Origin of the sequence: Streptomyces syringium (assembly GCF_017876625.1) — a bacterium.
GTDB classification, from domain to species: Bacteria; Actinomycetota; Actinomycetes; order Streptomycetales; family Streptomycetaceae; genus Streptomyces; species Streptomyces syringius.
In genome coordinates this window covers 715,306-728,406 of the sequence record NZ_JAGIOH010000001.1, presented here as the reverse complement: position 1 = coordinate 728,406, position 13,101 = coordinate 715,306, and the positions used below count along the sequence as shown (strand labels likewise).

Below are 13,101 nucleotides of genomic sequence, written 5' to 3'. Positions count from 1 at the left end.
TGCCGTCAGGAGACTTGTCAAGCGGGCGGGCTTCGTCCTGTTCAGTTCCGGCAGACCTCGTCCAGCACCGCCGCGATGCGGTCGAGTGCCGCAGCCGGCGGGGTGTAGGGCACGCGCAGGTGGTGGGTGAGCGTCGCGTCGGCCGCGAAGAGCGGGCCGGAAGAGAGGTCGATCCGGTGCCCGCGGGCGCGCTCGACGACCACGTCGGACCGGGTGCCCGTCAGCCGCAGCCACAACGACAGCCCACCGGGCGGCACCGTGAAGCGCCAGCGGTCGTCCCCGGCGAGCAACCCGCTCAGATGGTCGCGCTGCCGCCGCAGTTCCGCCCGGCGCCGCCGCAGCACCGGGTCGGGGTCGCCGAGCAGTTCGACGGCGATCATCTGCTGCATCGGCGCCGCGGACAGCGGCCCGCACAGCGCGTTGCCGCTCAGTTCGCCGATGAGCCCCGCGGGGCCGCGGATCCAGCCGACGCGCAGCCCGCCCCACACCGCCTTGGCGGCCGAACCGATCAGCACCGCACGCCGGATCCTCGGCTCGGGGCCCACCGCGTCGCGCAGGTCCAGATCCCTCATGGTCTCGTCCACGACGAGGAGGACCCCGTGCCGGTCCGCCAGTTCGGCGACCGCCCGGCGGGTCACCGGGCTCATGAGCGCGCCGGTCGGATTCTGGAAGTCGGGCACCAGATAGGCGAGCCCGCCGCGCGCCGCCCGCAGGGCGCCGTCGAGCTGGTCCAGGTCCCAGCCCTCCGTGGTGACCCGGCAGCCGGCCAGGCGTGCCCCGGCACCGCGCAGCACGTGGAGCGCGTCGAAGAACGTGGGGATCTCGACGGCGGCGACCCGCGGCCGCAACTGCGCGCAGAGCAGGGTGAGCGAGGCCCGCGTGCCGGAGGTGACGAGGATCTGCTCGGGCCGGGTGGGCAGGCCCTCGCGGGTGTACCGCTCGGCGACCAGGGCACGGAGTTCGGGCAGGCCCGCCCCCGGCTCCCCGTCCTGCGCCAGCAGCGGGGCCATGCGCACCAGCGCTCGTTCCGTCGCCGCGAGATAGGCCGAGCGGGGTGCGGCCGGGACGGCCCGGCGCAGGTCGAGGGAACGACTCTCGCCCGACGCCGAGACGGGAGCGATCCGCTCGGCCGCCCGGGCCGGCAGCCGCACGGTGCTGGCGCTGCCGTGGCGGGTGCGCACCCATCCGTCGTCGCGCAGCCGGCTCAGAGCGGCGGTCACCGTGCCGCGGCTGACACCGAGGGCGGTGGCCAGCCGACGCTCGGCGGGCAGCGCGCTGCCGGTCCGCAGCCTGCCGTCGAGTACCGCTTCGCGCACCGCCCCGGCCAGCGCCCCGGCCAGCGCGACGCCCGGCCTGCGCCACGCGCCCACGGCCCGGACCAGCTGATCCTCACTCACTCGCACTGGTCCAGTTTCCCCCGACTGGACCAGGCCGCCCGCCGCCCCCTCGGGCTAGCGTCGCCCCGAACCGAAGAACGGAGCCAGCAGTGCACCCTCGACTCGCGGCGGATCTCGCCCAGCTACCGGAACTCCTGGAGATCACCCGCCGACACGCCACGGCCTTCCTCGACGGCCTGGACGACGCCCCGGTCGTGCCCCGGACACGGCCCCCGCACCCCGTGCCGCTGCCCGAGCACGGGGTCGGACTGCGGGCCGCGCTGGGGGAGTTCACCGAGCGCTGGGAACCGGGACTGTCGGCCGCCGCCGGACCGCGCTACCTCGGCTTCGTCACCGGCGGTGTGACCCCCGCGGCCCTTGCCGGGGACTGGGTGACGGCGGCCGTGGACCAGAACGCCACATCGTCGTTGGACGCCACGGCTCAGCACCTCGAACGCGAGACGATCGGCTGGCTGCGTGACCTCTTCGGGCTGTCCGACAGCCATGAGGGAGCGTTCGTCAGCGGTGCCACCATGTCCAACACCGTCGGGCTGGCCGTCGCCCGCGAATGGCTCGGCGAGCGGCTCGGCGTCTCGCCCGCCGAGGACGGGGTCGGCGCTCTGGGAGCAGTGCGTGTGCTGTCGGGCAGCCCGCACTCGAGCGTGGCCAAGGGCCTGTCGATGCTCGGCCTGGGCCGCGCCGCCCTCCGCACGGTGCCCACCCTCCCCGGCCGCGAGGCCATCGACCCGGAGGCCCTGGAGCAGGCACTGCGGGAGGCGGACGGGCCCCGCATCGTCGTGGCCAACGCGGGCACGGTCAACACCGTCGACTTCGACGACCTGCGGGCCATCGCGGCGCTGCGGGAACGCCATGACTTCTGGCTCCACGTGGACGCCGCGTTCGGTGCCTTCGCCGGGCTGTCCCCGGACCACGCGCACCTGGTCGACGGCCTGGACCTGGCCGACTCGATCTGTGTGGACCTGCACAAGTGGCTGAACGTGCCGTACGACAGCGCGGTGCAGTTCACCCGCCGCCGGGACCTTCAGGTCCGCGTCTTCCAGAATGCCGCCGCCTACCTGGGCCCCTTGGGTGACACCCCCGACTTCGTCCATCTCACCCCCGAGAACTCCCGGCGCCTGCGCGCGCTCGCGGCCTGGTTCGCCCTGCGTGCCTACGGGCGTGACGGACACCGCGAGATCGTGGAGCGCTGCGTGGACTGCGCGCACACCGTCGGGCGGGCCGTCGAGGCCCTCGACGGCCTACGGCTCCTCGCGCCGGTCCGGCTGAACGTCGTCTGCTTCACCCTGACGGAGAACCCCACCACCGAACGCCTCGCCACGCTCGCCGACGCGCTGGCCGGAGAGGTCTTCCTGACACCCACGGTCCACGCCGGACTGCCCGCGCTCCGGGCGGCCTTCAGCAACTGGCGCACGACCGACGAGGACGCCCGGCTGATTATCGAGGCACTGGAAGCCGCGGTCCGTTCGTTGCGGTAGTGCCTGCGTGCCTTCCTTCTGTGGGACGGAGGTCAGGACACGTCGCGGTGGATGGCCACCACCGCGGCGTCGTCGCCCAGATGGCCCTGGACGTGGGCCATCAGATCCTCGCGCAATTCCCGCATGAAGGCCTCGGGACTGTCCCGGTCCCAGCCCGCCGCCCGTTCGGTGAGCGGGAAGAAGACACCGTCGGCGTCGCGGGCCTCGATGACCCCGTCGGTGTAGAGCAGCAGCAGATCACCCGCCTCGAAGTCGAACGTCTCGTCCTCGTAGTCGTCCGGTTCGTCGAGCCCGCCCAGCGCGCCCAGACCGATGGGCAGATGGCTCACTCCCGGCCGGAGCGTGCTGACCCGGTTGCGGCGGATCAGCAGCGGCGGCGGGTGGCCGCAGGAGATCAGGCGGACCACGGGTTCGTCGTCCGGGAGGTCCAGCAGGATGGCGGTCGCGAAGGATTCGTTGTCGTCCGGTTCACTCGTGCTGCGCCACTGCGTGGTGTCCCAACGCACCGCGCCGTCCAGATGGACGGCGAGACGGGCCAGCGTGGCCTGCCGGTGGGCGGCGGCGCGAAACGCCCCGAGCAGCAGGGCGGCGTGGCTGATCGCGGCCAGGCCCTTGCCGCGGACGTCACCGATGAGCAGGCGAGTGCTTCCGCTCGCCGTGCGCGCCGCCGCGTACAGGTCGCCGCCCATCTCGGCCTCGGCTTCGGCGGGCAGATAGAGACAGACGATGCGGAGCGGGCCGCTGCGGCGGGGCAGCGGCTGCAGAAGGACGTGCTGGGCGACCTCGGCCACGGACTTCACCCGGTACAGTTCCCGCTCCCGGCGGTCCCGCACCAGACAGAAGACGACCAGCAGCGTCGAGACGACGATCAGCGCGGCGACCTGCGCCTGGATATTAGCGGTGCCGATCACTCCTCTCGCCCCGCCGATCACCAGCTGTGCCACGACCGTGAGCACACCGACCAGTGCCGTCAGGCGCGCGCCCGCGAACGCCACCGTGATCGCGGGGGCCGCGACCAGCAGCGGGCCGAGATGGATGTGCCGCGGAGCCAGGATGTCGACCACACAGACCGCGACGATCAGCCCGAGCGGGATCACCACCAGCGCGGGCGCGTGGCCCGGCTGCCAGGTGTGGCGGACGTGCGTCAGTGGCCGAAAGGACACCTCTTCAGTCTGCCATCTGCCTCCGTCCCCGCCCGGCACGCCGTGATCGTCCGTGTCTCCTTGTCACGGTCGCCGCATACCCCGGAGGGCCGGGAGCGGGGAAGTGGAACATTGAGGTCCCGGGGGGCAGCCTGGACTCATGCGGTGGCTTTTCCGCTCAGCCCCACGACCGGGAACGAGCGCCTGCAGCCGGGTCCTCTTCACACTCGGCCAGTGCGTACCGTTCGCGATCGCCCTGCTGGTGGTGGCCATCGAATTCTCACCCGCACACGTTCTGTACACGGGCCCTCTGCTCACCGCGACGCCGGCGCTGGCCGCGGTGACGATGGGGCCCCGCGGCACCGTCTCGGCCGTGGCCGTCGCCCTGGCCGTCAGTGTGGCCACCGCGACCCACAATGACGCGTGGGGCACCCAGCAGGTCTACACCAATTTCCTGGCCCTCTTCCTGGTGTCCGTGGCCGGTGTCACGACGAGCAGTGCCGTGCGGACGCGCAGGCAGAGCGAGCTCGACCAGGTCCGCCGGATCGCCGCGGCGGCGCAAGAAGTCATCCTGCGGCCGGTACCCGTCCGGCTGGGCCCGCTCCGGGCGGCCAGCATGTACCTCGCGGCCGAGGCGGGGGCGCGGATCGGCGGTGATCTGTACGAGGCCGTGCAGACCCGCTACGGCGTCCGGATGATCGTGGGGGATGTGCGGGGCAAGGGGCTGCCCGCCGTGCGCGCGGCCGCGGCCGTCCTCGGCGCGTTCCGGGAGGCCGTGCACTACGAGGACGACCTGGTGGAGGTCATGAACCACTGCGCCGCCGCGCTGCGCCGGGAATGCGCCGTACCGGGTGCGTTCGATCAGGAAGCCGTGGTGGAGGGTTTTGTCACCGCTGTCGTGGTCCAGGTGCCGGACGGGCCCGTGGTCGAAGTGGTCAACCGTGGCCATCCCCCTCCGCTGGTGCTGCACCGGGGCAGGGCCCGGGCATTGACACCGGCTTCCGCGCTGCCGCCGCTGGGCCTGGAAGACTTCATCACCGGTTTTCCCGGCCAGGCGGAAAGCTATCCGTTCGTGCCCGGTGACCGTCTGCTGTTGCACACCGACGGCGTCATCGAGGCCCGCAATCGGGACAACGACTTCTTCCCTTTGCCCGAGGTGATGGAAGCGGTATCCGCCCCCACTCCGCGGGAATTTCTGGAACAGCTGCACCAGGCGCTGGTCCGGCACACGGACGGTGCGCTGGAGGACGATGTGGCGATGCTCCTCATCGAACGGGACCGGGGCGAGGAAGAAGCCGGCACGTAACACGGTGACCCAAATGCCCGAGGTCGGCCGCAATTGCGGTCCATAAGCCGCCCTTTGGGGCCCCGCTGCCGATTCCCCAGTAAGTTGATCAAGGGTGATAGGGCCGCCACGCTGCGCGAGCGCACACAAGTGGACCCACTCGTTCCGTGGTAACGATCTTATTAAGTAAAGCTCATAAAGTTACCCAGGATTGGAATAGACCTTTACTGTCGCCGCCTCCAAGTCCCCTACCGTCAAGGGAAGTTGATTGTTTCCCGAGTGACGCTCGCGGCTTCATAGGAATCATGCTCAACATTTCAGCCCGTCAAACATCCCTGTTTGACGGGCTGTTCGTTCTGGCACACTTCCGGCCACCCACAACTCCCCCACGGAAATGAGGTGTGGCCTTGTCCGGTCGCAGAAGACAGGCGCAGCAGCGAAGACGAAAACGCGGCATACTCATCGCCGCGGTCGCCGTCACCACCGGAGCACTCATCGGAACGGCGGCGCTCGGTGGCGTCTTCGACAACGAGCCGTCCCGGCCGCAGGCCGCAGCCGCCCGGACGGTGGCCGACGGCCCGGCTCCGGCCCCCGCGCACGACAGGACACCGGAACCGGTGACCCGAATACCCGACGACGACCCCACACGCGGCCTGGTCCACAAGGGCTTGCGCCCGGCGCCCAAGGGCGACCGTTGCGTCGGCGTCCTGCGGACCGCCGACGGTCGTTGCACACACGGCCCCGACAAGCCGCCCAAGGGCGTGGACATCACCAAGGACACGCCACCCGCCGCGAAGACACAGGACACGGCCGGAACACCGGACCGCCCCGACACCGGCAAGGCGAACCGGGGACAGCCGGCCGCCGGCACCACCGCCTCCGTCGACGCCCGCCAGGCGGGCACCGCCGCCACCAGGACGCCTCCCGCCGCCCCCACGCGGCGGACCGGGGACGCGAAGGCGGCACCGGCCGGTCAGACGGTGCAGTGCGACGGTGACGGCAGCACCGGCAACCGCGTGCAGGTCGTGTACGTCCACGCCCCCGGCAACGACCGGTACGCCGAGTACCTGGCCTCGTTCCGCAAGTGGGCCGCCGACGCCGACACCATCTACTTCGCCAGCGCCCAGGAGACCGGCGGCGTACGGCACATCAGATACGTGACCGGCGCGGACTGCGCCCCGTCCGTCCTCAACGTCGAGGTGCCGAGCTCGGCACTGGCCGAGTTCGGCGCGATGAACTCCGCGCTCGCGGCGAAGGGCTTCGACCGGCGCGACCGCAAGTACATGATCTTCGCGGACGCCAAGGTCTACTGCGGTATCGGCACCTTCAGCGGTGACGAGCGGCCCGGTGCCGCCAACCTCAGCAACTTCGGCCCCTCCTACGGCCGTACGGACGCCGGGTGCTGGGGCGGCTCGACCGCCGCGCACGAACTGGGGCACAACCTCGGAGCGGTGAACAACAGCGCCCCGAACACCAGCCGCGCCGCGCACTGCACCGACGAGTGGGACGTCATGTGCTACTCGGACGCGCCGTACTACCCCGCCATGCGCGACGTCTGCCCCGAGCGGGGCCACGACGAGCGCCTGGACTGCAAGCACGACGACTACTACCACACCAGTCCACAGCCGGGCAGTTACCTGGCCACCCACTGGAACGTCGCGAACAACCAGTTCCTGATGACCGGGGGCGGCACCAGGCCGGACCCCGAACCGAGCCCCACGCCGACGCCGAAACCCACCGGCAGCAGCGGACCGTCGACGGGCCCCGTCCCGGTCGTCGGACAGCTGACGTCCGACTCGGCCGTGGTCAGCTGGCCCGCCGCCCCCTCCGCCGCCTGGTACGGGCTGCTGCTGAACGGCAGCCACGCGGGCTGGGTGCAGACCAACTCGGCGCGCATCCACCACCTGCGGCCCGACACCGACTACACGGTCGCCGTCATGGTCCGCGACCAGGCCGGACGCGACGCCCGGCCCGGCCGCACGGTCTCCTTCCGCACCCCGCCCGTGGGCAGCACCACCACCAAGCCCGGCACGCGCTACACGCTGACCAACGGGCACACCGGACTGGCGGCCGAGATCTGGGGCGGCAAGACCGCGGACGGCACCGTCCTGGTCGCCTCCCAGCCCAACGGCTTCACACCGCAGCAGTGGTACCTGGACGACGCCGGCGGTGGTGTGCGGCTGCGCTCGGTCGCGTCCGGCAAGTGCCTGCAGCTCGGCGGGGACGCGCACCCCGGCCAGTGGGTCGCCCAGCGGCCCTGCTCCGGCAGCGCCGCCCAGCAGTGGCAACTGACCAAGTCGGGCGACGGTCTGCGCCTCACGGCCCGGGGCAGTTCCCTCGTCCTGGGCGTCGGCAAACGGCCCTACTACGGGGCCTGGCTGCTCGAGCTCCAGAAGCCCGACAGCTCCGGCTACCAGGCATGGTCCCTGCGGAAGTCCGCCTGAACCAACCCCGGGTGGCAGGGGTTCGTGCGGGCCCCTGCCACCCTCCCCCCTCACATCGGAGCCATACCCTCATGCCCGATCGCCGCTCCACGGCAGCGGCCGCCACTGCCACGGCACTGCTGCTCCTGGGCCCCGCCGCAACGGCACACGCCCACGGCGACACCATCCATCTGACCGTCACCGGCGTGTCCGCCGGTCACCCCACCACCAAGGCCACCTGGGAGGACGACGGCCACCCCGTGAACGAGAAGGTCGCCGGCACCCTCGCCGCGACCTCGGCCGACGGCACCACGCTCGGCCCCTGGCGCCTGGTACCCGTACCCGGACAGCCCGGAACGTTCACCACCGCCGAGGCACTGCCCGCCGGCGACTGGACCCTCACGGCACAGACCGCGTTTCCGGCACTCGGCCGCACCGCATCACGGGCCGAGGTGACCGCGGCATCCCTGGCGCACCCCACCGGCGCACCGGCCGGACCGCCCGCCCCCTCGCGAGCGCCCTCCGCCGCGCCCGCGCCCGCCGGGGCACCCGCGCCGGCATCCGCATCCGACGGCGGACGGGCGCCCGGAGCCGTGACCCTCGGCGTCACCGCCCTGGCCCTCGTCGCCGTCGGCATACCAGCCGCGTTCTGGCTGCGGCGCCGCCGCTCCCACCACAACGCCTGACCGGCACCCGACCACACACCTCACCGATACCCGAACGACAGAGGAACCCCCCATGCTCGGATCCCTTAGGCCCGCCCGTACACCGGGCCGCAGGAAGACCCTTCTCTCCACGATGGCCGCCGTCCTGTCCGGCGGACTCCTGCTGGGCATCGCCCCCGAGGCCCAGGCAGCGGCCACCGGCACCGTCACCGGCGGACAGGGCAACTTCCAGACCGTCAACCAGCGTTCCCAGCCCTCCCTGTCCTCCAACGTCATCGGCACCTCACGGGTCGGCGACCGCGTCTCGATGTCCTGCCGCACCACCGGCGACGTCGTCGAGAACAACTCCCGCTGGATCTGGTCCGGCACCTTCTACATCGCCGACGCCTTCATCCGCGAGGACACCGGCGGGCTGCCGGTCTGCTCCACCAGTCGGCCCGCCGCACAGAAGCAACTGAACATCGGCATGCAGAAGCAAGTACGTGACCAGTGGTGCTGGGACGCCTCCGGCCTGACCATCGCCAACTACTGGGGCTACACCAACTACAACCAGTACGACTTCTGCCGACTGGCCGCCCAGGGCAACAGCCAACTGGACTGCAACAACCGCCCCGCCACCCTGGGCGACATGGCCAACGGCCTGCGCAACATGGGCTTCCGCAACAGCGGCACCGACCTGTACCGCAACGCCTCCTTCGGCGAGACCCAGAGCGAGATCGCGAACGGGCGCCCCTTCGCCGTCCGCATCGGCTGGACCTCCGGCGGCGGCCACATGAACGTCATCTACGGCTACGACAGCACCAGCAACATGGTCGCCGTCGGCGATCCCTGGCCCAGCACGCAGACGTACACCTGGTGGAACTACTCCTCCTACTCCGGAAACAACTCCTTCCGGTGGACCCACTCGCGCATCGGCATCCACAGCTAATCCGCATCCACGGCCAGAGGAGAAAAACCACCATGCACCGTACGACCCGACGCGCCGCCACCCTGCTTGCGGCCGCCACCGTCGCCACCCTCTGCGGAATCGTTCCCGCGCAGGCCGCCGACGGACCCGCCCTGTCCAGCCCGCCCGCCGCGACCGACTACGCCGCCGCCCAGAAGGTGCTGGGTTCCGGCAAGGTCCACGACACCGTTTCGCGCTTCCTGACGGCCGCCGAACAGCAGCGGACCCCGGCCGCCGGCGCGGACGGCGGCACAGCGGGCGCCCCGCGCGGCCTGGCCCCCGCCGCCGCGCCCGGCTTCGACCTCAAGAAGCCGGTCCCGCTCTACGAACTCGCACCCGAGTTCGTCACCGGCAAGACCAAGCCCACGGCCGGGTCGGCCCTGCGGCTGTCCTACCTCGCCTCCCGCGTCTCGGCGGCCAACGGCCGCCAGGCCGCCGTCCTGCTCGCACCGGGGAAGCCGGGGGGACCGGGGAAGGGCGCCAAGGACTGGCAACTGGCCGGCATCCGCGACGGCGACACGGACATCAGCGCCGCCGAACGCGGCACCGACCAGGCGCGAACCTTCATGGAGCCGCAGATCCACGGCTGGTACCGGCTGACCGGCAACGGCTCCGTCGAGCCGCTCAACAAGGAGGCCCGCACGGCCCTCCAGGGCAAGCCGCGCGTCACCCTCGCCGCGTACCAGAGACTCGTCGCCGAGCGCTACGGCGACAAGCAACCCGGCTCGTCCTACGACCGCAAGGGTCTCGCCGGCGGTTACGCCCTCGCCGGCGACCAGCCCGCCACCGAGCCCTCCCGCGCGTCCGCCCCGTGGCTCCCCGCCGCCTCCGGCGCGGCCGTGCTGGCGGCAGGCAGCGCGGGGGTCCTCCACCTGCGCCGCCGACGCCGCTCGGCCTGACCCCCATCGCGCCCGTCGGGCCGGTCCCCCAGCGGGGGACCGGCCCGACGGGCGGCACAGGCACGGGCGCGACCGGCACTTCGTGCGCTCTCCGTTGGTCCTCCGCGTCCCTTCCAGCCTCCGCGCGCTCGTATCGACGACGCAGGAGCTGGGCATCGCATCCTTCACGTCACTCACCGCGAAGGAGCCCTCATGGCCGTCAGCAGATCATGGGTGTGCGCTGTCGTACTGGCAGCCCTCACCGCTTTCGGCACGACCGTGCCGGCCACGGCTTCGCCCTCCGGCGGGTCCGACGGGCCGTTCGTGCATGTGCAGTGCCACGGGACGGAGTCGGTCACCTATCACCCGGGAGTCACCCTCGCGCCCCGGAAGATCGACATCACGACCGATGGCCGGTTCGGCTCCTGCGTCGACAGTCAGGGCAAGGTGACGAGCGGGTCCTACGGGGAGCGGTTCACCGTCTTCGCCGGCTGCAACGACCTCCTCGACGGATTCGAGGACGAGCGGACCTTCACCTGGAACACCGGCGACACCAGCGTCCTGAAGGCCACCGGCAGCAGCACCGCCGTGGCCGGCCAGGTGGTCACGACGATCAAGGGAACGGTGACACAGGGCCGCTTCCGTGGCCGGACGGTGGTGCAGGTCGTCACGATTCCCCAGCCGGACCTGGTGCGATGCCTCACCACCGGACTCACCGGCGCGACGGGAGTGACGACGCTCGCCATCACCTGAGGCCGCTCGCGTTCTTGGCCCCCGGGCCGTCAACGACTGTGCTCGAACCACCGAACGATGGCCTCGGCGGCCTGGTGCATGCCGCCCTGGCCGAAGCGGTCCGTCAGGCCCCGGGCTCGGCCCGGCGTGAGGCCGAGTCCGGCGGTCAGTTCCGCCAGACGGCTCGTCAGCCGGGCTCGTGGATGCCGCTCGTCGGACACCTCACGCACGATGCGGCTGATCGCCTGCGAGACCGCGGGCGTGGGAGCGCGGTCGTCGACAGGCAGGCCGATGTCCGCCCAGCCCAGGCACGCGTCACAGTAACCGTTCCGGCAGAGCAGGCGGGCCTGCGCGGGCTGACTGTCGTTGGCGGCCGGTAGCCACAGGGTGGGTACGCCGGTCGCCGCGGCGTCGTAGATATTGCCGAGGCCCGAGGTCATGCAGGCGTACGCGGCGGTGCCCATGAGCTCGAGCATCGTGGCGTGATCGTAGGTTCCGACGTCCGGGTCGTCGAGCCCGGCGGCGACGGTCCGGCTCGCCGCCACGACGAGGGACAGGCCGGCGGGCACGCTCGCGCGGACGGCCGTGAGCATGAGGCGTGCGTAGGCGACGGCGTCGTCCGGCAGCCAGTACGGATTGTGCAGACCGCCCAGATCGACCAGGACGTGCCGACCGGGTTGCCACTCGGGGCCGCGGGTGATGGCGGGAGGAATGATCACGGCGCGTCCGCGCAGTGCCGGGTCGGCGGCGACGCGCTCCCGCACCCCGAAGAAATCCTGGGCGAGATACAGCACCGCTTCATGAGCCACGTCCGGAACGGCGGGCCAGTACCAGGTGAGCGCATCGTAGACGGCCACGTCGAACCCGGCGCGCAGGGCCGACTCGGCCATCTCGAAATCCATGGCCGTGACGAACACGTCATACCGCGGTGCCAGATCCCGCAGGAGGGCGCGCAGTTCGTCCGGTGACCGGCCGGTCGTGTCGTGGACGGCGTGGTAGGGCGGCTCTTCTTGCAGGTCCAGGGTGTGCCCGCCGCCGATGTAGGCCAGCCTTTCGCAGCCGGGTGCGAGTTCCGCGGCGAGGATCGACATGGCCGCCGCCGGCCCGAAGCCGAAGGGCTGGGCATTGAGGAGCAAGCGTGGTGCGGCGGCGGCGTGGTGACCGCCGTGCGGGCGAGCGGGCATGGCATCACGCCTCGGGATGTCGCGGAGCCTGGTGGCCCTACGATTCTGGCGCGCGCCGCTCCGGCTGGCTACGCTGTGGTGGCAAGCCGTGACTCGACGGCGGCGCGTCGGCTCGACCCGGGAGGGTGATGAGCACGCCGGAGACGGGAACGCTGGCGGTAGCGGGCGCCAGGCTTCACTTCGAAGTGCGAGGCGCGGGCCCGCTCCTGTTGCTCATCCCCGGCGGCAACTCCGACGCCGCCGTCTTCGATCCCATGGCCGCCGCACTCGCCGAGGACCACCGCGTCCTGACCTACGATCCGCGCGGCAACTCACGCAGTCCGCTCGACGGGCCGCCCGTCGACCAGCGGCTCGACGTCCACACCGACGACGCGTATCGCCTGCTCGGCCACGTGGCCGCGGCGGGGGAGTCCGTGCAGGTGTTCGGCAGTTGTTCGGGTGGGCTCGTCGCGCTCGAACTCGCCGTCCGGCACCCCGACCGCATCCGGTCGGCCGTCGTGCACGAACCGCCCGCGTTGGCGGTGCTGCCGGACGCCGCGGCCCTCTCGGTGTTCATCGACGATGTCCACGAGACCTTCCGCCGTGCCGGCGTCGCGGCGGCGATGCGAAAACTCAACGCCCTCTTCGGTGGCCGCCCCGCGCCGGTGCTCCCTCAGGCCCACGACAACACCGCCTTCTTCCTCGCCCACACGATGCGGCCGTTCACGCGTGTCGTGCCCGACTTCGCGGCAGTGGCTGCGGCGGCGGGGCGGATCGCGGTGGCGGGAGGACGCGCGTCGAGCACGCAGGTCATCTGCCGTCCGGCGGCCGTCCTCGCCGAGCGGATCGGCCGGGAACTGACGGAGTTTCCCGGCGGTCACATCGGCTACGCGACATGGCCGGTCGAATTCGCCGAGCGGCTCGTCGGGGTGTTCGCGGCCATGCCCGCGCCCGGGGGCGTTCCGGAGCCCGCCGAGGCCCGGGAGACGTAGCGG

Annotated in this window: 11 protein-coding genes; 8 read left to right on the top strand and 3 right to left on the bottom strand. The window is 71.8% G+C overall.

Annotation, left to right across the window (positions count from 1 at the left end):
- Positions 1 to 41: 41 nt before the first annotated feature.
- A complete protein-coding gene (locus tag JO379_RS03315; RefSeq protein WP_307841882.1) occupies positions 42 to 1,397 on the bottom strand; it encodes an aminotransferase-like domain-containing protein in 1,356 nt (451 codons plus the stop codon).
- 89 nt (positions 1,398 to 1,486) lie between these two features.
- On the opposite strand from JO379_RS03315, the gene JO379_RS03310 reads away from it, so the two are divergent.
- Positions 1,487 to 2,872 carry a pyridoxal phosphate-dependent decarboxylase family protein gene (locus JO379_RS03310; RefSeq protein WP_209513737.1) on the top strand — a complete coding sequence of 462 codons (1,386 nt, stop codon included), beginning with the start codon at positions 1,487 to 1,489 and terminating at the stop codon, positions 2,870 to 2,872.
- 32 nt (positions 2,873 to 2,904) lie between these two features.
- Here JO379_RS03310 and JO379_RS03305 read toward each other — a convergent pair whose 3' ends face one another.
- Positions 2,905 to 4,035: a PP2C family protein-serine/threonine phosphatase gene (locus tag JO379_RS03305; protein WP_307841881.1), complete on the bottom strand. Its 1,131-nt coding sequence runs from the start codon at positions 4,033 to 4,035 to the stop codon at positions 2,905 to 2,907.
- Positions 4,036 to 4,174: 139 nt separating this feature from the next.
- On the opposite strand from JO379_RS03305, the gene JO379_RS03300 reads away from it, so the two are divergent.
- From JO379_RS03300 to JO379_RS03275, 6 genes are all read left to right on the top strand, one after another.
- Complete coding sequence (locus JO379_RS03300) at positions 4,175 to 5,320, top strand: PP2C family protein-serine/threonine phosphatase (protein ID WP_209513734.1); 1,146 nt, start codon at positions 4,175 to 4,177, stop codon at positions 5,318 to 5,320.
- 386 nt (positions 5,321 to 5,706) lie between these two features.
- Positions 5,707 to 7,743 carry an RICIN domain-containing protein gene (locus tag JO379_RS03295; RefSeq protein ID WP_245381359.1) on the top strand — a complete coding sequence of 679 codons (2,037 nt, stop codon included), beginning with the start codon at positions 5,707 to 5,709 and terminating at the stop codon, positions 7,741 to 7,743.
- Positions 7,744 to 7,814: 71 nt separating this feature from the next.
- Complete coding sequence (locus JO379_RS03290; RefSeq protein ID WP_209513732.1) at positions 7,815 to 8,408, top strand: hypothetical protein; 594 nt, start codon at positions 7,815 to 7,817, stop codon at positions 8,406 to 8,408.
- Positions 8,409 to 8,460: 52 nt separating this feature from the next.
- Entirely contained in the window at positions 8,461 to 9,315 is an 855-nt protein-coding gene (locus tag JO379_RS03285) for a papain-like cysteine protease family protein (protein ID WP_245381358.1), read from the top strand.
- A gap of 32 nt (positions 9,316 to 9,347) precedes the next feature.
- Positions 9,348 to 10,232 (top strand): hypothetical protein, encoded by an 885-nt coding sequence (locus tag JO379_RS03280; protein ID WP_209513730.1) that lies wholly within the window; start codon positions 9,348 to 9,350, stop codon positions 10,230 to 10,232.
- Between the two features lie 192 nt (positions 10,233 to 10,424).
- Complete coding sequence (locus JO379_RS03275) at positions 10,425 to 10,964, top strand: hypothetical protein (RefSeq protein ID WP_209513728.1); 540 nt, start codon at positions 10,425 to 10,427, stop codon at positions 10,962 to 10,964.
- A 29-nt stretch (positions 10,965 to 10,993) separates the two neighbouring features.
- Here JO379_RS03275 and JO379_RS03270 read toward each other — a convergent pair whose 3' ends face one another.
- Positions 10,994 to 12,127 carry a hypothetical protein gene (locus JO379_RS03270; protein ID WP_209513726.1) on the bottom strand — a complete coding sequence of 378 codons (1,134 nt, stop codon included), beginning with the start codon at positions 12,125 to 12,127 and terminating at the stop codon, positions 10,994 to 10,996.
- A gap of 128 nt (positions 12,128 to 12,255) precedes the next feature.
- On the opposite strand from JO379_RS03270, the gene JO379_RS03265 reads away from it, so the two are divergent.
- Positions 12,256 to 13,098 (top strand): alpha/beta fold hydrolase, encoded by an 843-nt coding sequence (locus JO379_RS03265; protein ID WP_209513725.1) that lies wholly within the window; start codon positions 12,256 to 12,258, stop codon positions 13,096 to 13,098.
- The last annotated feature ends 3 nt before the right edge of the window (positions 13,099 to 13,101 follow it).